Source organism: Neobacillus sp. FW104-15D2 (genome assembly GCF_058790155.1).
This window is the reverse complement of the sequence record NZ_JBYTCJ010000003.1, coordinates 167,995-189,692: the sequence shown is the minus strand read 5'-3', so window position 1 is coordinate 189,692 and position 21,698 is coordinate 167,995. Positions and strand designations below refer to the sequence as shown.

The following is a 21,698-nucleotide window of genomic DNA, read 5'->3' as shown; positions in this document are numbered from 1 at the left end:
AGATAAACTTAAAATCCATGCAAGATAATCGTAAAATTCAGGGAAAACCAATAAAATAGAGATAAGATTTTCGGGGAGGGGAAGTTGACATTGGGAAACGGATATCTTTTTTTTAATACTTCAATAGGGGTTAAAAAACCAGAGAATATCAGAAATAAAGAGCAGGCCTGCCCTTTTTGTGACAGAAGCCAGCTATCAGATATCATTTCGGAAGATGGGGGAATGATTCTTTTAAAAAATAAATTCCCAGTTTTGGAGAATGCCTATCAGACTGTTTTAATTGAAACGGACGATTGCCAGGGTGAGATTTCAATGTACAGTTCGGAGCAATTACATAAACTTTTACAGTTTTGTTTAAAACATTGGATTGAAATGGAGGAAAGCAGGAATTTTGAATCCGTCATATTCTTCAAAAACCATGGCCCTTTGTCAGGGGGGACTTTGGCACATCCGCATATGCAAATTGTTGGATTGAACGATATTAATTACCGGGAAAATATTAACCAGGAGTGCTTTGAGGGGTTATTGATTGAGGAAAAGAATGGTGTTGTCTTTACCCTATCAAGCAAGCCAAGAATTGGTTTTTATGAATTAAATGTTCAAATGGATGATTCTCATTATAAGGAGAACTTTGGAGTCTATCTTCAGACAGCAGTTCATTATCTCCTTAATCATTTCCCGTTTAAATGCTCAAGCTATAATATTTTTTTCCATCATATAGATAAAAAGATTTATGCGAAAATTGTTCCTCGGTTTGTGACGACTCCACTCTACATTGGTTATGGCATTCCACAGGTACCAAATAACCTCGATTGGATGGCAAGGAAAATCAGGGAAATTTATTTCGCTGAGGAAGTAAATAAAGGAATTTCTTTTTAATATGGCGGGAAACTAAAATTGTAAAAAAATCCATTTGCTATTAGAAGTTGTGATTTACTCTCAGAAAAAATATAATGGAATATTGTACGGGTTCCTTTTTTGGGTTCTCATTTTTTAGAAAAGCATATTAAAAACATGCATTATTTTAGAAAATTCCAACAAATTTTCTGAATCTAGATCAGCGCCCAGCAAGTTTTAATCTCTGTAAAGCTTCCTTCAAGTATCCTGCATTAAGTATGACCTTTAGGTGATACTTGGTGCAGCTAGTGGCCATTCCATTCTCCCTATGATAAGTAAACATCGAATCGCTGAAAGTACTTCTGCGCCACAGAAATACCCAGGAAGTTACTGTTCAGCTCGTCGCAATGCATCGTGATGCCTAATCATAGAAGTGATTTCCTGAAGTTCTTCAGGTAGATGCTTTGCTCTTCGTGTTTCCTTTATCTCAGTCGAAGCGGAGGCCTGCAGGACGCAGGTCGGAAAGGCGTTGCCATAGGACAAGGAAAGCTTCGGCAGCTTAATCATCGCACGAAGAAGAAGCTTTAGCTTTTTGGAGGAAGTGGGGATTTTAGCCTTCTTCATAGGATATACGTCGCTTAATGGGCGCTTGCGCCTTTTGTTATAAAGGAGAATTAAATGACATGACTTCTAATAAAAATACAACTCCAAGACTTGATTATAATTTGGTATTTATCCTGTTTCTCCTGTTTATAGCAAGCTGTCTATGCATTTACACAGCACAGGCAACAGGGCAGTATAAAGAAAACTTTGTAATGAAACAAATCATTTGGTATATTGTCGGCGGCGGAATTATTACGGGGGTTATTACCCTTGATTCGGATCAACTAAAAAAACTGACCTGGTATGCCTACGGTTTCGGTTTATTCCTTTTGATATTATTGATTATTGCTCCACCAAGTATTGCTCCTACGATTAATGGAGCGAAAAACTGGTTTAAGGTTCCTGGCCTGGGTTCACTTCAGCCCTCGGAGTTTGTTAAAGTCTTTATTATTCTCGGGCTTGCAAGGGTAATTGATGAGCACCATCATAAAAATCCGGTAAAAACCCTTCAGACAGACTTTTGGCTTCTGGCTAAGATGGGAATTGTAACAATGGTTCCGCTCGCATTAATTATTAAACAGGACCTGGGAACATCTCTTGTATTCCTGGCAATTATGATTGGAATGATTTTTATCTCGGGCATAACCTGGAAAATTCTTGTTCCAATTTTTTCGACAGGCGTATTTTTTATATCGGTTATTTTTTACTTTGTTTTAGCACAGCCTGATTTATTGGAGAAATACCTTGGTGTACAGCAATATCAATTTGCCCGGATATATTCCTGGATTGATCCTTATAATAATCAAAGCTCTACAGGATATCAGCTGACGAGGTCTCTTTTGGCTATTGGTTCTGGCGAAACGAGCGGAAAAGGTTATGGGCATCGGGACGTTTATCTGCCTGAAAGCCATACAGACTTTATTTTCAGCGTTGTGGGCGAACAATTTGGCTTTGTTGGTGCAAGTATTTTAATCAGCTTGTTCTTTTTGCTGATTTACCATATTACAAAGGTCGGGATGGAAACGAAAAATAATTTCTACTCATACCTTTGTGTAGGAGTTATCAGCATGATCACTTTCCACGTCTTTCAAAACATCGGTATGACAATCGGCTTGCTGCCGATCACGGGGATACCTTTGCCATTTATTAGTTATGGGGGAAGCTCGCTGATGGGGAATATGCTGGGCATCGGCCTTATTTTCTCCATTCGCTATCATTACAAAAAATATATGTTTTCCACAACAGCATAACTAGACAACAGCATGCCAAACCAGCATGCTGTTTTTGGTATACTGCGGATAAACTTGTTGTTTGAATTTGAGAAGGGTACAATCTTTCTTAGCAGAAAGTAAGAGAGGTGTTCGTAATGGAAGAAGAATTTTCCCGCCAGTTTGATGCCCTGATTGAAAAGTATTCCGAGTTGCTGGTTGGCAAAACAGACACAGAAGTAATGGAAAAGGTGAAAATGTGGGCTTTATATACCCATATCGCCAAATCGATGCCGGCCCTTGCCAAACATTGGAACGGGCTGTACCCGGAAGCAAAAGAAAATATGAAGATTCTTATTGGTGAAATAAAAGAATTAAATGAGCTGCACCGTTCATCAAAAGCATAAAAAATGGGGACTAGCTTATGCTAATCCCCGTTTTTTTTATTTCTAGCGTCAGCGCCTAGAACCTTTTGAAAATGCTCTGCGCCATGACTTAGCGAATGTTCAACTGTTCGCACAGCTGCATGGGTGTCTATTTAGAGAAGGATTTACAGTTCGGTGAACGTGCTCTTGCGCTCTTCTTATTGAATATTACTTCCGCCTGGGAATTGATTTGTATACCCTTGGAATTGCTGATAAGCCTGCTGAAGCTTCTGCTGGTCAGCAGCTTCAATTTTATACCAGCCCTTGCGGAACATGGCATTATAAAGGTCACGCTGGCAGTTTTCGGTTTCATTAAAAATAGAAAGGATATCCTGATATAATCCGTCATGACTTGCTTCATGCATCGCAACTGAATAGGCAGTAGTCATATACTTTTCAGTAGTAAGCATATCGTTAATAAAATCACGGTCATTCATTTGCGGAGTTTTTGGAATCTGTGTTTCCGGATTTTGAATTTTTTGCTGGTTTGAATTTTGATTCATATTAATATCTCCTTCTGCTATTAGATGCTTATTACTGCATGGTTCCTGAAGATTGGTTTTGATTTAAATGGGAATTAAGATGTCCAAGGATTTGCTGATAGTGGCGCTGATGCATCGCACTGCATTTTTCAACTTCTGCTCTAACTTCGGGATCCTGACATTGCTGAGCAAAGAAGTTTGCTTTTTTAGCGGCGAGTAAATTCCATGACATCATGTCGTTTACATAAAGAGCATCCTTTGACGAAATGACTGAAGGCGGTGTCTGCATGATACCTTGCTGGTTTTGCGTATTCATATTTTGCTGCTGCATAGGTGTACCTCCTGAATAAATGGATTTGCTTTGTTGTAACTGCTTTTTTAGTTTGTGTTATTGCCTAATTTCTATACAGCTAGGTAAATTGGACATAAACTTGTGACATATAAAAATAAAATGAAAAAGCCCGGCATTTGCCAGGCCATTTTTGTATTTACATACATAAAATAATAATAGTCGCGGTACAGGTGCTTGAAGCAGATCTTGGAATAGAGTTTTATCTTTTCTTGTACTGGTTATTTTGGCTGTTTCTTTTTCCGCCGCCATCTCCTTCAACTGTCGGGCCGGCATTTCCTTTAACGCTAGCGGCACTGACCCCTGCCTTGGAAGGATTTTTCTTCATTCTTGCCATATTATCACCCCGTTTTTTAATCTTCCCAAAAGTGTAAAATAAAAAGCGGAAAGCAGAAAAAACACTTTTCTAAAAATTTTTATTTTTTCACGCTTAATTATTGCGGAAATTTTTGAAATATTTTATAGTTATAATAACAAAGCTCATTCAAACCAGGAAATTTTTTTTGTATATAAAATGAATGAGTGTTCATTCAAAAGCGTCGAAGGGGGAGACAAAGGTGATCCAACTGATTAAAAAAGCTGCTGTTCTTGGCTCGGGTGTTATGGGTTCAGGGATTGCGGCACATTTGGCAAACATAGGTATTCCAACTTTATTACTGGATATTGTTCCTCGTGAACTGACAGCAGATGAAAAGGCAAAAGGGCTGTCCCTAGAAGATAAGCAAGTCCGGAATCGTATTAGTGCAGCATCCATTCAAAAGCTTTTAAAACAAAAACCGGCTCCACTAACATTTAAAAAGAACCTGGGATTAATTGAGGCAGGAAACCTGGAGGATGACTTAAGCAAACTAAGTGAAGTTGACTGGATCATTGAGGTTGTTGTTGAGAACCTAAATGTTAAGAAACAGGTTTTTGAAAAAGTTGATCATTATAGAAAAGCTGGAAGCATAATTAGTTCAAATACTTCTGGTATCTCCGTTGAAGCTATGGCAGAAGGAAGAACGGAAGATTTCCAAAAGCATTTTCTTGGTACTCACTTTTTTAACCCACCGCGCTATTTAAAGCTTTTAGAGGTAATTCCAACAAAGAATACCTCTCCTGAAGTGGTAGCTTTCATGAAGGAATTTGGTGAAGATGTCCTTGGAAAAGGTGTGGTTTTAGCTAAGGATACTCCAAACTTTATTGGCAACCGTATTGGTACATACGGACTGCTTGTAACATTAAAGGAAATGCTGAAAGGCGGCTACAGTGTCGGTGAAGTTGATTCTGTAACAGGTCCTCTGATTGGCAGACCGAAGAGTGCTACCTTTAGAACTCTTGACGTAGTAGGTCTTGATACTTTTGTTCATGTTGCAAACAACGTTTATGAGCAGGTTGATGGACAAGAGAAGGAAATTTTTGAAGTGCCGGGATTTATGAAGGAGATGCTTCAAAGAGGCTGGCTGGGAAGTAAATCAGGACAGGGATTCTTTTTAAAGCAGGGCAAAGAAATATTGGAGCTGGATCCGAATACTCTTGAGTACGGACCTCGCAAGAAACTAAAAACAGCAGCCGTTGAATTAAGCAAGCAGGAAAAGGGCACTTCAAACAAATTGAAAGCGCTTGTATACGCTGATGACCGTGCCGGCGAATTATTATGGAATATCTTCAGCCCGGTATTTGTATATTCGGCGGAGCTTCTTGGAACCATTGCAGATGACATTGTAGCCATCGACCGTGCTATGAAATGGGGATTTGGCTGGGAAAAGGGACCATTTGAGTCTTGGGATGCCATTGGTCTTGAAAGGTCAGTTCAGAAAATGAAGGAATCGGGTTTGGCAGTTCCGGCCTGGGTAACTGAAATGCTCGAAAAAGGCTTCACCTCTTTCTATAAAGAAAGTGAAAACGGTCTACAATATTATGATAATGGCGAATACAAAGCAATTGAGGTTAATCCAAAGGTTATTGACCTTAAAGCATTGAAACAGAAAAATGGTGTTATCAAAAAGAATAGCGGTGCAAGCTTGATTGATATGGGTGATGGTGTTGCCCTTCTTGAATTCCATTCACCTAATAATGCAATCGGACTTGATATTATCCAAATGATCAATTTTGCAGTGGATGAGGTCGAAAAGAATTATAAAGGTCTTGTTATCGGCAACCAGGGTAAAAACTTCTGCGTTGGTGCAAACCTGGCTATGATTCTTATGGAAGCTCAGGATGACAATGTATATGAACTCGATATGGTTGTCCGACACTTCCAGCAGGCAGCACTGAAAATTAAATATAGTACGAAGCCAGTAGTAGCTGCTCCTTTTGGTATGACCCTTGGCGGCGGTGCAGAGGTTTGTCTTCCTGCTGCACATATCCAGGCATCATCCGAGACTTATATGGGTCTGGTTGAAGTCGGAGTGGGACTGATTCCTGGTGGCGGCGGAAATAAAGAGCTTTATATGAAGCATCTTGAAAACCTGCCAAACGGTGTAGAGTTTGATCTGCAAAAGGTTGTTAACAAAGTATTTGAATCAATCGCTACTGCAAAGGTCTCAACTTCAGGAGATGAAGCACGTCAAAACAACTTCCTTGACCTTGCTGATGGGGTCAGCGTAAACGGGGACCACTTACTGTATGACGCAAAGCAGGCCGCTCTAGCCCTTTATGAAAAAGGATATAAGCCACCTGTGCGGAAAAAGGTACCTGTAGTCGGAGAATCAGGCTATGCGGCTCTTTTATTGGGAGCTCAGTCTATGCTTTATTCTGGTTATATCTCCGAGCATGATTTGAAAATTGCCAAAAAGTTAGCCTATGTGCTTTCTGGAGGAAAGGTTCCATACGGTACCGAAGTGGATGAACAGTATCTTCTTGATTTAGAAAGAGAAGCTTTCTTAAGCCTTGTTGCAGATCCAAAATCACAGCAAAGAATGCAGCACATGCTGTTAAAAGGAAAACCTTTACGTAATTAATTACAAAATGAAAAGAATAACAGATTTACAGATAAATAGAAGGAAAGAGAGGGACAGAAATGAGAGAAGCGGTGATCGTTGCCGGTGCCAGAACCCCGGTTGGAAAAGCGAAAAAAGGGACGCTCGCCCAAGTTCGTCCTGATGATCTGGGAGCACTTGTAGTTAAAGAAACTTTAAAACGTGCAGGTAACTATGAAGGAAATATTGATGATTTAATAATTGGCTGTGCCATGCCGGAAGCTGAGCAAGGATTAAATATGGCGCGTAATATTGGAGCACTTGCAGGACTTTCACATACAGTTCCAGCCATTACGATTAACCGGTATTGTTCATCTGGTCTCCAGGCAATTGCTTACGGGGCTGAGAGAATTATGCTGGGCCAATCCGATACGATCATTGCCGGTGGAGCAGAGTCTATGAGCCTTGTGCCAATGATGGGCCATGTTACCCGGCCAAATATCAGATTAGCTGAAGCTGCTCCTGAATATTACATGGGAATGGGACACACAGCTGAACAGGTAGCAAAAAAATACGGCATCAGCCGCGAGGACCAGGATGCATTTGCGGTACGAAGCCACCAGCGGGCAGTGAGAGCAATCCAGGAAGGAAAATTTGCAGATGAAATTGTTCCAGTTGATGTTGCTTTCCGTTCAGTTGGAAAAGACAACAAGCTGGTTGAAAGAACACTTCAATTCACTCAGGACGAAGGAGTTCGGCCTGATACAAACCTAAATACACTTGGAAGACTTCGCCCGGCATTTTCCATTACTGGATCAGTTACAGCCGGAAATTCTTCACAGACAAGTGATGGTGCAGCAGCTGTGATGGTAATGGACCGCGAAAAAGCGGACTCGCTTGGACTTGCGCCAATGGCTAAATTCAGATCCTTTGCAGTTGGAGGAGTCCCTCCTGAAATTATGGGGGTAGGCCCAGTGGTAGCTATCCCAAAAGCATTGAAGCTTGCCGGGCTGGAAATTTCTGACGTTGGCCTGTTTGAACTTAACGAAGCATTTGCCTCTCAGTCCATTCAGGTAATGAGGGAGCTAGGACTAGACGAAGAAAAAGTAAACGTAAACGGTGGTGCCATTGCGCTCGGACATCCGCTTGGATGCTCAGGTGCAAAGCTGACACTGACCCTGCTTCATGAAATGAAGCGAAGGAATGTGCAATTTGGTGTTGTAACCATGTGTATTGGCGGCGGAATGGGAGCTGCAGGCGTGTTTGAACTTCTTTAGGTATTTTCTTCTGGAGCAGATAAACTGCTGCTGGAAGTGTAAGTCTTAAAATTAGAATGGAGGTCAAATAATGGCAAACCAAACAGAAAAGTTGATTAAAGGCGGAAGCTTTTTAATAGAGGATATTTCTTATGAGAATGTGTTCACTCCTGAGGATTTTACGGATGAACAAAAAATGATTGCTAAAACAACAGATGACTTTGTGGAGAATGAAGTTATTCCACAGGTAGAGTATCTTGAAAAACACGAGTTTGACCGCACTGTAAAGCTATTAAAAGAAGCAGGCGAACTTGGTTTATTAGGAGCAGACGTTCCGGAGGAGTATGAAGGTTTAGGGCTCGATAAAGTAAGTTCAGCACTAATTACTGAAAAAATGTCCAGAGCAGGCGGCTTCTCATTATCTCATGGTGCCCATGTAGGTATCGGATCACTTCCTATTGTTTTATTTGGAGATGAAGAACAAAAGAAAAAGTACCTTCCGGCTTTGGCTTCTGGTGAAAAGCTTGCTGCCTATGCACTAACTGAACCAGGCTCAGGTTCTGATGCTCTTGGCGCAAGAACAACTGCCAGATTAAATGAAGAAGGCACTCATTATGTGTTGAACGGTGAAAAACAGTGGATTACAAATGCTGGATTTGCGGATGTATTTGTAGTTTATGCGAAAATTGATGGTGAGCACTTTACGGCATTTATTGTAGAAAGAGAGTTTCCAGGAGTTTCAACAGGAGCAGAAGAGAAGAAAATGGGTATTAAGAGCTCTTCCACTCGTACGTTGATTCTGGAAGATGTTAAAGTGCCAAAAGAAAACCTATTAGGTGAATATGGCAAGGGCCATGTTATTGCCTTTAATATCTTAAATATTGGACGTTACAAGCTGGGGGTAGGCGCAGTCGGCGGTTCTAAACGGGCATTTGAAATTACTGTTAAATATGCCAACGGCCGTCAGCAGTTTAAAACACCGATTTCTCAATTCAATTTAACAAAAGAAAAATTCGGTACAATGGCTTCGAAAATTTATGCGGCTGAAAGTTCTGTTTACCGCACTATTGGATTGTTTGAAAATAACCAGGGCCAACTTTCCAATGAAGAAGCAAAGGATATCAAATTAGTTGCAAATTCCATTGCAGAGTATGCAATCGAGTGCTCTCTAAATAAATTCTTTGCAAGTGAAGTTCTTGACTACGTAACGGATGAAGGCGTTCAAATCCACGGCGGATACGGCTTTATGCAAGAGTATGAAATAGAAAGAGCGTACCGTGATTCCCGTATCAATCGTATTTTTGAAGGAACGAATGAGATCAACCGACTATTAGTTCCAGGTACTTTCCTGAAAAAAGCATTTAAAGGCGAGCTGCCATTATTCCAAAAGGCACAGGCCCTTCAAGAAGAGTTAATGATGATGATGCCGGAAGAGCCAGGGGATGAGCCGCTTGCCCAAGAAAAGTACTTAGTGAGAAATGCAAAGAAAATTGGCTTATTGGCTGCTGGCTTAGCTGCACAAAAGTTCGGAAAAGCGCTTGAAAAAGAGCAGGAAATCCTTTCAAACATTGCTGATATTGTTTCTAATGCATATGCAATGGAATCAGTTGTACTGCGTACTGAAAAGGCTATTCAAAAGTCAGGGCTTGAGAAGAACCAGCAAAAGCTTCTCTACACTCAAATTTTCTGCCAAGAAGCATTTAATGAAATCGAGCAGCATGCTAAGGAAACTTTAGTGGCGGTAGAGCAAGGAGACACTCTTCGTATGCTAATATCTTCACTGCGCAAGTTTACCCGTTTTACACCAATTAATGTAATTGCGAAAAAACGTGAAGCTGCCGATAGACTGATTGAAGCGGAACGTTTTGTCGTTTAATTCATAGCTTAAAATAGGCATACTGCCTTGAAAGGCTCCCTGTTTCTGAAGGGAGCCTTTCATTTTCTAAGCACAGAAAAGTTTCCTTTCTTGTGAGCAGGAATTTTTTTAGAAGGATCGAAAATATTATAGTGGTATTTCCACGAATACGGTTTCAAAGAGTACTTCTTTTGTTAGGAATTTAAAAGCTGATATGATAATATTCATATTGAGTAAGTCCCATTGAGAAAATAGAGGATGGTGAAGAAGTGGCATTAACTTTTTACTGGTACCCAAAATGCGGCACATGCAGGAAAGCAAAAAAGTGGCTTGATGAGCACGAGCTTTCTTATAATGAAGTACATATTGTGGACAATCCTCCCTCTCGCAATGAGCTAGAGGAACTGTATAAAAAAAGCGGTCTGGAATTAAAGAAGTTTTTTAATACCAGCGGTCAAAAATACCGCGAATTAGGTATTAAGGATAAAGTTGCTTCAGCGTCCGAGGAAGAACTTTTGGACCTGCTATCCTCTGATGGAATGCTAATCAAACGTCCCCTTTTGACTGACGGTAATAAGGTGACTGTTGGCTTTAAACTAGAGGAATATGAGCAAAAGTGGCTTTAATTTATTATTGGCGGTAAGCACTAACTCAGGCTATCTATTTATAAGGATAGATTTATTAAACGAAACAGTGGAGGGATTTCAATGACAACACCAAAGGATTTACGTTATTCAGAAGAACACGAGTGGGTAAAAGTTGAAGGAGAAAAAGTTCGCGTTGGTATTACTCATTTTGCTCAATCTGAGCTGGGAGATATCGTTTTCGTTGAGCTTCCTGAGGTTGGAGACGAAGTAACTGCTGACGAGCCATTCGGCAGTGTAGAATCAGTTAAAACCGTTTCCGAACTTTATGCACCAGTCAGCGGAAAAGTAGTAGAAGTAAATGAAGACCTAAATGACAGCCCTGAATTTGTAAATGAATCTCCATATGAAAAAGCATGGATGGTTGTAATTGAGCCATCTGACAGCAGCGAAATTGATAATCTTATGACTGCAGAACAATACGAAGAAATGACTAAAGAAGACTAATAAACGATTTATAAAAGCGTTCCTTTTCCTTTTTGGAAATGGGCGCTTTTTTTAGTTTACCTAAGTAGAAAGTAACAAATTTTCTAAATAATATGTATTTAATTTACCAAGTATATAGTAAAATGGATGTACATAATAAAAATAGTTATAGGAAAATGGAGGTGATTAAATGGAAAATAAACCACTTCATTTTGATGGAAGTATTCATCCGGAATTCAATGACGGACAGGAACCTGTTGTGTTTGAACTAACTGATGAAATCAGAAAAAACCTCGGTGCCAACCCTTATGATTTATCTGGTGAATAAGGAATAACGAAGGAACCTGCTAAATGCAGGTTTTTTTTTATCCTCAAATTCTGAAATTCTGAACGCATAATGACAATTACTGCTATGCCATCGCCTCAAATCCCGACAATTGCCGAGTTATCTTTAGCTAGCTAATCAGTATTTATATCCCTATATTCTGAACGCACAAAGGACACGATGTCCTAGTCAGGCGAAAGGCACAGGACAAGGAAAGCTACGTCAGCTTTGCCTCGCACGAAGAAAAAGCATAGCTTTTTCGAGGATGTGCCGTTTTGAGCGTGATAAGTAAAACTAGGGCATCCGCCAAAGGGACTTGGCGAATGCCATGTTTTTCTAAAGCATTTTCCTTGAAAAAAGTATTTCTTTTCTGTAATATTGCTTTGAATTAAAAATACTTTAATTCAAACAATATGGCTTGTGCCCACAACAGTGATTATGCACAAAAGAGGAGCTAGATACGAAATGGCAAAGGTATTATACATTACTGCCAATCCAAATGATGAAACTCAATCATTTAGTATGGCAGCAGGTAAGGCATTTATTGACACATATAAAGAGGTTAATTCAAATGATGAAATCATTCATCTTGACCTTTTTAAAGAAGATATTCCTCAAATTGACGCCGAAGTTTTTAGCGGCTGGGGTAAACTTCGTTCAGGCTCTGCTTTTGAAGAATTATCAGATTCCGAAAAAGCAAAAGTGAGTCGCTTGGCTGAAATAAGTGAACAGTTTGTTGCAGCAGATAAATTTGTATTTGTAACACCTTTCTGGAACTTTTCTTTCCCTCCAGTTATGAAAGCATATATGGATTCAGTAGCTGTTGCAGGAAAAACTTTCAAATATACTGAACAAGGCCCTGTTGGATTGCTGACCGACAAAAAGGCACTTCATATTCAAGCACGCGGAGGCATCTATTCAGAAGGTCCAGCTGCTGAAATGGAAATGGGACACCGTTATCTGTCCATTATGATGCAATTCTTTGGAGTGCCTTCCTTTGAAGGATTATTTATCGAAGGTCAAGCTGCAATGCCAGAAAAAGCACAGGAAATTAAAGAAAACGGGATTGCACGTGCGAAAGACCTTGCACAGACATTCTAATAATTTAAAAAGAGCCGCAGGGCTCTTTTTTTTAGGTAATTAGAATTTATATCCCTAAATTCTGAACGCATGACGGACAGGATAAGGAAGGCTTCGTCAGCATTATCATCGCACGAAGAAAAAGCATAGCTTTTTTGAGGATGTGCCGATTTGAACGTGATAAGTAAAACTAAGGCATCCGCCAAAAGGACTTGGCGAATGCAGTTTTTCTAATCCTTATTTCGTTTACAGCTGAAAAGCTTTTCTTATTATTACCATACTTTCTGAGTGAAAAGGGGGAAAGCTAAACCTACATAAAGTCAGGAAGGGTGGATGAAGAGATGTTAAAACAGGATAAAATTGATGTTACTGATCGTATTGTCGGGAAAATAAAGAATGGAGAAATTGAACTCCTGCTTGAAAATAGCCCTATCGGAAAAATTAAGCTTCCTGAAAATATACAATATGAACTGGAACACCATTTTGAAGCGGACCAATCAAAGATTTATCAAAATGTAACAGTGTCTGAGGGCCGAGATGCGCGGTATACTGATTGTGATGAGGGTGGATGGTGTTAGAATACAGCCGTCCCCGAGATAAGCAACTTTCTACTCATGTTTGGACAATGATGATATAGTAAACATACACAGCTAAATTATTACACATATTGTCGGACATTGAATATGCTAAAGTACGATTCAATTCGATTATCGGGGCTGGCCATTACTATATTTGGGTGATGTTAATGAATGATGAGTATGTTGATAAGGTCATTATTGTTGAAGGCACATCGGATAAAAAGAAGGTAAAAAGCATCGTAAAAGAACCAGTTGAAATAATCTGTACAAATGGAACCATCAGCATGACAAGACTCGACGAATTGGTTGAATTCCTTGAAGACAAGGATGTTTATATTCTCCTTGATGCCGATGAGGCAGGAGAAAAATTGCGAAAAAGATTTAAAAGGGAGATTCCCGAGGCAGAACATTTATACATTGACAGGATGTATCGGGAAGTTGCTACTGCACCGCAGAATCATCTGGCAACCGTCCTTTTAGGGGCAAATATAGATGTCCATACCAAGTTTTTGGAAGGTTAAAGCCGTCATGGATGAATGGTCGAAAGAACAATATACTTCATTTATGGAAAACGGCTCAACAGGACTTGTTTATTTTTATACTCCTTTATGTGGAACTTGTCAGGTAGCTTCGAAAATGCTGCTTGTAATATCTGAGTTGATGCCTGTCTTGTCAATCGGAAAGTTAAACGCAAATTATGTCCCTGACCTGGCCCGTAGCCTCTCCATAGAAAGTGTACCCTCCTTATTGTTTATAAAGGATGGCGAGGTACTAGAAAGGATATATGCCTTTCATTCGGTACCATACCTAGTGGAGAAAATTAAAAAATTAATTTATTAATAACAGTTGATACTTTAATCTGTTTCCGTGTGACGACAAAAGAGGGTTCGGAATCTTTATTCCGAACCCTCTTTTTGTAATGGATTTTACCATTCTAATTCAAGAACTCATAGGTAATACTGGCCCACCCCATGTCCAGTTGGCTATCTTTTTAAATTAGGGTGGACTGTCCGCATCGCGGAGAGCGAGTGCTTAGGAACGAAATCAACAGGCCCCCTTTACACTGTGATGATCCTTTCATCTTTTTTGTTCTATGGTTTTAAAATTTTTATGAAGAATGAAATTCCTTTATTTACATTTTGTTCCTAACCGGGTTATATTTAGGGAGGCGAAGTATTCTAAGGGGCGGATGATTTATGCATTTCTATCAAAGCTTAACAACACAATTCCGTGGATATAATCGAAACATTAAACTCAGCTTTATGGCAAATATATTAACTCAAATTGGCATGGGCGTTTTTATGGTTATTTATAATTTTTATATTAGAAAGCTGGGTATGCCTGAAACAGTTAATGGACAGATCATTTCGATGGCATCACTTGCAACAGCACTTATTCTGGTTCCTGCTGGTTTAATTAGTGACAGGTTTGGCAGAAGAAAAGTTATTTTTTACAGTATTGTGGTTTCGGGCCTTATTCTATTGTTAAGAAGTGTAATGGCTGTTCAGGATTCTTTGGTTTTCCTTGCTTTTGCGGGCGGCCTCACTATGGCTTTCTCTCAAGTTTCAGGGATTCCCTGGATGGCCGAAAATTCGAAGGCTGAAGAGAGGGTTAATTTATTTAGCCTTCATTTCGCGTTAATGACGGGTGCAAACGTAATTGGAAACCTGTTGGGAGGCTTTTTAAATGATGGTTTCTCCTTATTTTTAAATGATGTAAATAGCATCCGCTTAACCTTAATAATCGGGGCTCTTATTTTTCTCGTAGGGGCTTTTCCTGCGTCTAAGTTCCAGGAGAAGCTGCCAGTGAAGTCCGAGGGAAAAGCAGTTGAACCTGTGAGAAAGCTAAACTGGAAGAGCAATGGACTAAAAATGATTTTTCTTTTTGCAGTGTCCCAATTATTAATTGGCTTTGGAGCGGGTCTGGTTATTCCTTATTTAAATCTTTATTTTGCCGACCGTTTTTCTGCTCCTACATCTGCAATAGGCTTAATCATTTCTCTTGGCCAGGCGGCAACTGCTCTTGCTATGATCATAGGCCCTCAGGTTGTAAAAAGAGTAGGGGAGGTAAGAGCGGTTGTATTTCTTCAGCTTTCGTCTCTTCCTTTTCTCCTGCTAACCGCTTTTGCTCACCATTTATGGATTGCTGCTCTTGGCTTCCTATTTCGACAGGCACTAATGAATGCAGCGAATCCTATCCAATCCTCTCTGATGATGGAAAAGGTCGATGATTCGGTTAAGGGGCTTGGAAATTCGATCAATCAGATGGTTTTTAACCTTGGCTGGGCGCTGATGGGACCTGTTTCGATGGGAGTGGTTTCTGAATATGGGTCATACTGGGGATATGCTTATGTCTTCTGCATAACAGCAGTTCTTTATCTTATTGGGTCAACCTATTTCTTACTAGTTTTTAGGGGAATGATCCATCCGGGAAAAAAGACAGTTTCCGTCAAAGCAGTGTAAAGTAGAGAAAATCATGTCATATTTCTCGGGAAATGTTTGACAATGCCGAATGACTGTACGGCATTGTCTTTTTATATCCAAAAATAAAATAACTGTCGAAGAAATATTAAAGGAAAATGGAAAGCATCTGATGAATTAATTTTGCAGGGGTGACCAAAATGATCGAAGCGCTGCAAAAATTTATTGAGGAACTTGAGGGGAAAAAATATTTAGCAGATTTATATTGGAATAGAAGTTCCGCTCCCGTCCATTTTCAAGTAGAAAATATTAATAAAAGTTTTTCGCTTACGTCCTTAGGAGACAAGATAGTGATAAACAATCCTAAGACTGATATTTCTGAAGGAACTGTAATATATGGAAGTGAGGAATCCCTGCAGGAACTATTTACGGGCAAAGCAACTTTTAGAGATTTAATAAAAAAAGGAAAACTAAAAGTTAATGCTTCCTTTAGAAGCATGTTAAGGCTTGAATCTATCTTTTTCCTAGCAGTATCCCAAAAGGAAAAATAAAGATTGACGAGTTTTTTTAAATATTATAATATTTATTTAACTATTCAATAAATACTGACAACTACATAAATACTCTTATCAAGAGCGGCGGAGGGACTGGCCCTGCGATGCCCGGCAACCGGTTATTTAACACGGTGCTAAATCCAGCAGAGCATTTTTATGCTTTGGAAGATAAGAAGAGTGCCCTCTCTTCTTATGAAGCGGGGGTTTTGTTTTTTATGTGATGTCAACGGGAGGAGAATGGAAGATGGGTAATGAAAAAAAGGCTTATCGGTTTGAAACATTAAGTGTTCACGGAGGACTATCACCAGATCCTGTGAATGGGGCACGCGCAGTGCCAATTTACCAAAATAATGCTTACCAGTTTAAAAGTACTGATCATGCAGCAGATTTATTTGCTTTAAAGGTGCCTGGATATATTTATACCCGCATTCATAATCCGACTGTAACTGTTTTTGAAGAACGGATTGCCTTATTGGAAGGCGGAGTAGGAGGACTGGCGGTTGCAAGTGGAATGGCCGCTATTACACTGGCTATTTTAAATATTGCGCAAGCAGGAGATGAGATTGTTTCAGCTTCTACCTTATATGGCGGAACTTATAACTTATTTGCATCAACTTTGCCAAAGTACGGCATTAACGTCAAGTTTGTAAATCCTGAGGATCCGGAGAATTTCCGGGAAGCTATAACCAATAAAACAAAGGCGGTTTTTGCAGAAACTATCGGCAACCCTAGTCTTCGCGTTCTTGATATTGAAAAAGTGGCGAGCATTGCCCACGAAGCAGGAGTTCCTCTTATTGTAGATAATACTTTTGCCACTCCTTATCTTTGCAGACCAATTGAATATGGAGCCGATATTGTGGTTCATTCAGCTACTAAATGGCTGCTGGGGAATGGAACTACACTGGGCGGGGTTATTGTTGATGGAGGGAAATTCGACTGGAACTCACCAAAATTCCCTGGATTTACTGAACCTGATCCAAGCTACCATGACATTGTTTATGCTGAAGCTCTTGGGGCAGCAGCCTATATTGTGAAGGCGAGAGTGCAGCTCTTAAGGGACCTTGGACCGGCACTAAGTCCGCAAAATGCCTTTCAGTTTACTCTTGGACTGGAGACACTCCATGTACGTATGAAAGAGCATGTGGCAAACACACAAAAGGTAGTTGCCTACCTTGAAAACCATCCTGCGGTGGAGTGGGTATCCTACCCAGGACATTCCAAACATCCTGATAAAGAGCTTGCTGAAAAATATTTGCCAAAGGGAGCAGGTTCTGTAGTCGTCTTTGGAACAAAAGGAGGTCGAGAGGCAGGTGCTAAGCTCATTAACTCAATTACTCTTTGGGCTCATGTTGCCAATGTTGGAGATGCTAAGAGCTTGATCATCCATCCGGCCAGTACTACCCATCAGCAGCTTGATGCAGAGGGATTAAAAGCTTCAGGAGTTTCTGAGGATCTCATTCGATTATCAATAGGGATTGAAAATGCTGACGACTTAATTGAGGACCTTGAGACAGCTATTGAGGCAGCTACTGGTCTTATATCACGGGCTGTAAGATCCTAAAGGCATGAAATTAATGGAAGGTAGAATTTTGTCGTTTTTTCGTTGACACCCCTTCTTTTCCATGTTACGATAGCAAACGTAATTCTTTTAGCCTAATACTTAACTGAATAGATTCGATTTACTCTTATCAAGAGAGGTGGAGGGAATGTGCCCTATGAAGCCCGGCAACCGTCAATGTTTTTATTGAAATGGTGCCAATTCACACAAAGCTTTGCTTTGGGAGATGGGAGAAAGGACTTGTTTATCATGCCTTTCTGCCTGTGCAGAAAGGCATTTTTGCATTTTTCTGCTGCTTAAGCCGAATCCTATACTTAATGAATTATTATTTTTAGTGTCATAAAACATGGAAGAGAAGTAGGTGAATCAATTGATTTCGATAAAAAACGTACGAAAGATTTATTCCTCTAAACAGGGGAATGTTAACGCAGTAGATAATGTCAATGTGGAAATAAACGAAGGTGAGATTTTTGGCGTTATTGGATATAGCGGTGCAGGAAAAAGTACTTTAATCCGCATGCTGAACGGATTAGAGCTTCCAACGGAAGGTTCCGTAACTGTTGCCGGCCGGATAGTTTCAAAGATCAGAGGCAGCGAACTGCGCAAAGCCCGACAGGAAATTAGCATGATTTTTCAGCACTTCAACCTTCTTTGGTCCAGAACAGTACGTGAAAATATTTCATTCCCGCTGGAAATTGCAGGTGTCGCAGGGCAGGAACGTGCTAAAAGGGTTGATGAACTCATAAAGCTTGTAGGCCTTGAAGGCCGTGAGGATAGCTATCCATCACAGCTTAGTGGTGGCCAAAAACAAAGGGTTGGTATTGCCAGAGCACTTGCGAATAACCCTAAGGTTCTTCTTTGTGACGAAGCAACCTCTGCACTTGACCCGCAAACAACTGATTCTATACTTGAATTGCTTGTGGATATTAATAAAAGACTCGGGTTAACAATTGTTCTTATTACCCATGAAATGCATGTTATTCGTAAGATTTGCCATAGAGTTGCAGTAATGGAGAGCGGCCGTATTGTTGAAATGGGCTCAGTTCTTGAAGTGTTTAAGAACCCACAGCAGCCTATTACGAAACGCTTTGTTCAACAGGTCACAGAACCTGAGGAAACTAAAGAAACGGTTGAACACTTACTGGAACAATACCATTCAGGTGAAATTGTTCAATTAACATTTGTTGGGGAATCAGCTGAAAAGCCTGTTATTACAAGTCTAATCCGCCACTTTGATGTTACTGTTAATATACTTCAAGGCAAAATTTCACAAACACAAAGTGGGTCATATGGTACACTCTTTATTCATCTTGATGGGTCAAAGGATGAAATAGCAAAAGCCATTGAATTCATCGGGACACAGCAGGTGGGAGTGGAGGTGATCAGAAATGGATAAGCCGTATTTTCAGGATATAGATTGGCCGGGCATGTGGGCCGCAACGACAGAAACTTTGTACATGACAGCTATTTCAGTAGTAGCGACATTTATTCTCGGAATGCTTCTCGGGTTATTATTATTTCTGACAGGGAAAGATAATCTTTGGGAGAACAAGGCTGTTAACACTATAATTAGTGCTTTTGTGAATATTTTCAGGTCCATTCCTTTCATTATATTAATAGTCCTTTTAATACCATTTACCACGATTCTAGTTGGAAGCATGATTGGGGAAAATGCTGCATTGCCGGCTTTGATCGTAGGTGCAGCACCATTCTATGCAAGGATGGTAGAGATCGGCTTAAGAGAAATCGATAAAGGTGTAATTGAAGCAGCTAAATCAATGGGTGCATCAACATCAACTATTATTTTTAAAGTATTACTTCCGGAATCCATGCCTGCACTCGTATCCGGTATCACAGTTACGGCGATTGCCCTTGTTGGATACACAGCAATGGCTGGCGTTATTGGTGCAGGTGGCCTGGGGAATCTTGCTTTCCTAGAAGGATATCAGCGTAACCAAAATGATGTTACACTGATTGCGACAATCATTATCTTAATAATTGTATTTATTATTCAGTTTTTAGGTGACATCATCACTTCAAAAATAGATAAAAGATAAAGGAGACAGAAAAAATGAAAAAATGGTTAAATGTTCTTTTAGCATTATCCTTGGCACTTGTTCTTGCCGCATGCGGAACTTCAGGGGATAAAAAAGAAGGCAGTAAAGATGGCAATAAAAAATTAGTAGTTGGAGCTTCAAACGTGCCCCATGCAGTAATTCTTGAAAAAGCTAAACCAATCCTTGCTAAAAAAGGAATCGATTTAGAAATCAAAAAGTTCCAGGACTATGTACTTCCAAACAAAGCATTACAATCAAAAGAACTTGACGCGAACTACTTCCAGCACATTCCTTATTTAAAAGCTCAAATCAAAGAAAACAATTATGATTTTGTTTCTGCAGGCGGAATTCATATCGAGCCAATCGGTGTTTATTCTAAAAAGTATAAGAAGCTTGATGATCTGCCAAAAGGTGCCCATTTAATCATGAGCAACTCTGTAGCTGACCATGGCCGTTTGCTTTCATTACTTGAAGCACAAGGATTAATTAAGCTTAAAGAAGGCATTGATAAAACTACTGCAACTGTTAAAGATGTGGTTGAAAACCCTAAAGATCTTAAATTTGATACAAAGTATGAAGCTTCACTTCTTCCTAAAATTTACAACAACGGCGAGGGAGACGCGGTTCTTATCAACTCTAACTACGCTATTGATGCAGGATTAAATCCTTTAAAAGATTCCATTGCTATTGAAGACAAAAACTCTCCTTATGTGAATATCATTGCAGTTCGCAAAGGTGATGAAAACAAAAAAGAAATTAAAGAACTTGTTAACGTTCTTCACTCAAAAGAAATTCAGGACTTCATCCTTAAAGAATACAAAGGGGCAGTTGTTCCTGTATCAGAATAATAAAGTTGAAAAGCAGGCATCCCATGCCTGCTTTTTTATTAAGAAATTATAAAGTTTAAATTGTCTAGTTCCAGCGCCCAGCGAGTTTTCATCTCTGTAAAGCTTCCTTGAGTATTTTGCATCAAGTATGACCTTTAGGTTGATACTTGGTGCAGCTAGTTTCCATCCCGCCCTCCCTGCGATAAGTCAGAGGAATTTTCTGCACTATAGCATAATCGGAGCTGCAAATGTTCAGCTCGTTGCAAAGTGCTGGCAGTACTTTTGGAAAGGCAATATTCAAGATGGCTCCTCTTATCAGCTGCTTCGCAGAACGAGCGCTTTTCGCTTTTCAGGGAATAGTACTATCTAAAATTTTGCATACTAATTTTGATAAACTTAAAGTAGGAGTGTGTGAAATGGAACATTTTGAGCCTAGAAACTCAACAGAAGAAGCATTATATGAATACAAAGCAGGACTTGGAACCTTTACACAAAAAATGCCTGAGCTGGCAAGACACTATAATGCTTTTACAGAAGAATGCTTTAAAGAAGGAACACTTTCTAAAAAAGAAAAACAGCTAATTGCCCTTGGTATAAGTCTGTATTCCCAGGATGAATACTGTATTATTTATCATGTAAAGGGCTGTTTAGATGAAGGAGCATCCGAGGAAGAAGTCCTTGAAGCAGTTGGTGTAACGGCAGCCTTTGGCGGCGGAGCAGCAATGAGCCAGGCTGTGACACTTGTCCAAGAGGCCATGAGTGACTTTAATCAGTTAAAACAATAATGTTAGAATATCTTCCCTATGCCAAAAGTTGGCAGCACTTTCTTCCCTATTTGCGTTTTTATTCAATCTCTTAGGGTAATGAAATAAAGACCATACTTTTAATAACAGAAGGGAAGCGTTTAAAATTAGTCGTCTTAATCTCAATTACACAGCTGAAATGGAAAAGGCAATGCATACTGCTCATGGAATCGGATATGAGGTGTATTGCCGACAGCAGGATGTCAGAATGGAAGTTGAGCAAAAAAGGGAAAAAGACTATTTGAAAAGTCAGCGGATTGTTGCTGATTTAGACAGAAAAGTTCATCTTTAATGATTAATATATAATAATGAAGAAATACGGAAGCCAGTGAACCCTCACTGGCTTTCTTTATTACATAAGGGCTTGAGACTCGTGGATTCTACTTGGATGCCATGAAGGACAAAGGGATTCGCCATTATAAAAAGATGTACTTCATCTCTCTAAATACATTTGTGTCGGATATCCTTATAAGGTTCACCCTATGGAGACAGTTTTCCCCATACATGAAAC

General features: G+C 39.8%; 25 protein-coding genes and 2 riboswitches. Of the genes, 21 read left to right on the top strand and 4 right to left on the bottom strand.

From position 1 onward, the window contains the following. The first annotated feature begins 90 nt into the window (after positions 1 to 90). Positions 91 to 879, top strand: coding sequence for a DUF4931 domain-containing protein (locus AC3WR0_RS04360; RefSeq protein WP_492551196.1), 789 nt, complete (start codon positions 91 to 93; stop codon positions 877 to 879). A gap of 345 nt (positions 880 to 1,224) precedes the next feature. Here AC3WR0_RS04360 and AC3WR0_RS04355 read toward each other — a convergent pair whose 3' ends face one another. Then, positions 1,225 to 1,461: a hypothetical protein gene (locus AC3WR0_RS04355; protein ID WP_492551140.1), complete on the bottom strand. Its 237-nt coding sequence runs from the start codon at positions 1,459 to 1,461 to the stop codon at positions 1,225 to 1,227. Positions 1,462 to 1,520: 59 nt separating this feature from the next. On the opposite strand from AC3WR0_RS04355, the gene AC3WR0_RS04350 reads away from it, so the two are divergent. After that, complete coding sequence (locus tag AC3WR0_RS04350) at positions 1,521 to 2,690, top strand: FtsW/RodA/SpoVE family cell cycle protein (RefSeq protein WP_492551139.1); 1,170 nt, start codon at positions 1,521 to 1,523, stop codon at positions 2,688 to 2,690. A gap of 116 nt (positions 2,691 to 2,806) precedes the next feature. After that, positions 2,807 to 3,055 carry a DUF2573 family protein gene (locus tag AC3WR0_RS04345; protein WP_492551138.1) on the top strand — a complete coding sequence of 83 codons (249 nt, stop codon included), beginning with the start codon at positions 2,807 to 2,809 and terminating at the stop codon, positions 3,053 to 3,055. A gap of 176 nt (positions 3,056 to 3,231) precedes the next feature. Here the strand turns inward: AC3WR0_RS04345 and AC3WR0_RS04340 are convergent, their stop codons facing one another. The 3 genes from AC3WR0_RS04340 to AC3WR0_RS04330 all read right to left on the bottom strand — a co-directional run bounded on the left by AC3WR0_RS04340 (position 3,232) and on the right by AC3WR0_RS04330 (position 4,241). Continuing rightward, entirely contained in the window at positions 3,232 to 3,576 is a 345-nt protein-coding gene (locus tag AC3WR0_RS04340; RefSeq protein ID WP_027320627.1) for a spore coat protein, read from the bottom strand. A 31-nt stretch (positions 3,577 to 3,607) separates the two neighbouring features. Next, on the bottom strand, positions 3,608 to 3,886 hold the full coding sequence (locus AC3WR0_RS04335; RefSeq protein ID WP_027320626.1) for a hypothetical protein: 279 nt from the start codon (positions 3,884 to 3,886) through the stop codon (positions 3,608 to 3,610). A gap of 220 nt (positions 3,887 to 4,106) precedes the next feature. Further along, entirely contained in the window at positions 4,107 to 4,241 is a 135-nt protein-coding gene (locus AC3WR0_RS04330) for a YuzL family protein (protein ID WP_081679976.1), read from the bottom strand. A 220-nt stretch (positions 4,242 to 4,461) separates the two neighbouring features. On the opposite strand from AC3WR0_RS04330, the gene AC3WR0_RS04325 reads away from it, so the two are divergent. The 18 genes from AC3WR0_RS04325 to AC3WR0_RS04240 all read left to right on the top strand — a co-directional run bounded on the left by AC3WR0_RS04325 (position 4,462) and on the right by AC3WR0_RS04240 (position 21,479). Next, positions 4,462 to 6,846, top strand: a complete 2,385-nt coding sequence (locus AC3WR0_RS04325) for a 3-hydroxyacyl-CoA dehydrogenase/enoyl-CoA hydratase family protein (RefSeq protein WP_492551137.1) — start codon at positions 4,462 to 4,464, stop codon at positions 6,844 to 6,846. Between the two features lie 59 nt (positions 6,847 to 6,905). Continuing rightward, entirely contained in the window at positions 6,906 to 8,081 is a 1,176-nt protein-coding gene (locus tag AC3WR0_RS04320; RefSeq protein ID WP_492551136.1) for an acetyl-CoA C-acetyltransferase, read from the top strand. 70 nt (positions 8,082 to 8,151) lie between these two features. Further along, positions 8,152 to 9,936, top strand: a complete 1,785-nt coding sequence (locus AC3WR0_RS04315; protein WP_492551135.1) for an acyl-CoA dehydrogenase FadE — start codon at positions 8,152 to 8,154, stop codon at positions 9,934 to 9,936. A 248-nt stretch (positions 9,937 to 10,184) separates the two neighbouring features. Beyond that, entirely contained in the window at positions 10,185 to 10,541 is a 357-nt protein-coding gene (locus AC3WR0_RS04310) for an arsenate reductase family protein (RefSeq protein ID WP_027320622.1), read from the top strand. An 81-nt stretch (positions 10,542 to 10,622) separates the two neighbouring features. After that, positions 10,623 to 11,006 carry a glycine cleavage system protein GcvH gene (gene gcvH, locus AC3WR0_RS04305; protein WP_027320621.1) on the top strand — a complete coding sequence of 128 codons (384 nt, stop codon included), beginning with the start codon at positions 10,623 to 10,625 and terminating at the stop codon, positions 11,004 to 11,006. A 169-nt stretch (positions 11,007 to 11,175) separates the two neighbouring features. Beyond that, positions 11,176 to 11,313 carry a hypothetical protein gene (locus AC3WR0_RS04300; RefSeq protein ID WP_196814292.1) on the top strand — a complete coding sequence of 46 codons (138 nt, stop codon included), beginning with the start codon at positions 11,176 to 11,178 and terminating at the stop codon, positions 11,311 to 11,313. Between the two features lie 462 nt (positions 11,314 to 11,775). Beyond that, positions 11,776 to 12,411, top strand: coding sequence for an FMN-dependent NADH-azoreductase (locus AC3WR0_RS04295; protein WP_492551134.1), 636 nt, complete (start codon positions 11,776 to 11,778; stop codon positions 12,409 to 12,411). A gap of 320 nt (positions 12,412 to 12,731) precedes the next feature. After that, a complete protein-coding gene (locus AC3WR0_RS04290; protein ID WP_492551133.1) occupies positions 12,732 to 12,968 on the top strand; it encodes a YusG family protein in 237 nt (78 codons plus the stop codon). A 167-nt stretch (positions 12,969 to 13,135) separates the two neighbouring features. Further along, positions 13,136 to 13,489: a ribonuclease M5 gene (locus AC3WR0_RS04285; protein WP_027320618.1), complete on the top strand. Its 354-nt coding sequence runs from the start codon at positions 13,136 to 13,138 to the stop codon at positions 13,487 to 13,489. Further along, entirely contained in the window at positions 13,461 to 13,808 is a 348-nt protein-coding gene (locus AC3WR0_RS04280; protein ID WP_492551132.1) for a thioredoxin family protein, read from the top strand. The genes AC3WR0_RS04285 and AC3WR0_RS04280 overlap by 29 nt, the downstream gene beginning before the upstream one ends. A 356-nt stretch (positions 13,809 to 14,164) precedes the next feature. Then, positions 14,165 to 15,430 carry an MFS transporter gene (locus AC3WR0_RS04275; RefSeq protein WP_492551131.1) on the top strand — a complete coding sequence of 422 codons (1,266 nt, stop codon included), beginning with the start codon at positions 14,165 to 14,167 and terminating at the stop codon, positions 15,428 to 15,430. Between the two features lie 158 nt (positions 15,431 to 15,588). Further along, complete coding sequence (locus tag AC3WR0_RS04270) at positions 15,589 to 15,939, top strand: SCP2 sterol-binding domain-containing protein (RefSeq protein WP_492551130.1); 351 nt, start codon at positions 15,589 to 15,591, stop codon at positions 15,937 to 15,939. Positions 15,940 to 16,011: 72 nt separating this feature from the next. Continuing rightward, a riboswitch (SAM riboswitch) is annotated at positions 16,012 to 16,117 on the top strand. A gap of 69 nt (positions 16,118 to 16,186) precedes the next feature. Next, entirely contained in the window at positions 16,187 to 17,503 is a 1,317-nt protein-coding gene (locus tag AC3WR0_RS04265; RefSeq protein WP_492551129.1) for an O-acetylhomoserine aminocarboxypropyltransferase/cysteine synthase family protein, read from the top strand. A 121-nt stretch (positions 17,504 to 17,624) separates the two neighbouring features. Next, a riboswitch (SAM riboswitch) is annotated at positions 17,625 to 17,733 on the top strand. Positions 17,734 to 17,870: 137 nt separating this feature from the next. Continuing rightward, positions 17,871 to 18,896, top strand: coding sequence for a methionine ABC transporter ATP-binding protein (locus tag AC3WR0_RS04260; protein ID WP_492551195.1), 1,026 nt, complete (start codon positions 17,871 to 17,873; stop codon positions 18,894 to 18,896). Further along, the gene (locus AC3WR0_RS04255; RefSeq protein WP_492551128.1) at positions 18,889 to 19,557 is read left to right on the top strand and encodes a methionine ABC transporter permease; all 669 of its coding nucleotides are present in this window, start codon (positions 18,889 to 18,891) and stop codon (positions 19,555 to 19,557) included. Before AC3WR0_RS04260 ends, AC3WR0_RS04255 begins: the two co-directional genes overlap by 8 nt. A 14-nt stretch (positions 19,558 to 19,571) precedes the next feature. Next, on the top strand, positions 19,572 to 20,405 hold the full coding sequence (gene metQ, locus AC3WR0_RS04250; RefSeq protein WP_492551127.1) for a methionine ABC transporter substrate-binding lipoprotein MetQ: 834 nt from the start codon (positions 19,572 to 19,574) through the stop codon (positions 20,403 to 20,405). A gap of 395 nt (positions 20,406 to 20,800) precedes the next feature. After that, positions 20,801 to 21,169: a carboxymuconolactone decarboxylase family protein gene (locus tag AC3WR0_RS04245; RefSeq protein ID WP_027320611.1), complete on the top strand. Its 369-nt coding sequence runs from the start codon at positions 20,801 to 20,803 to the stop codon at positions 21,167 to 21,169. 169 nt (positions 21,170 to 21,338) lie between these two features. Further along, positions 21,339 to 21,479 carry a YuzK family famiily protein gene (locus AC3WR0_RS04240; protein WP_492551126.1) on the top strand — a complete coding sequence of 47 codons (141 nt, stop codon included), beginning with the start codon at positions 21,339 to 21,341 and terminating at the stop codon, positions 21,477 to 21,479. Positions 21,480 to 21,698 lie beyond the last annotated feature (219 nt).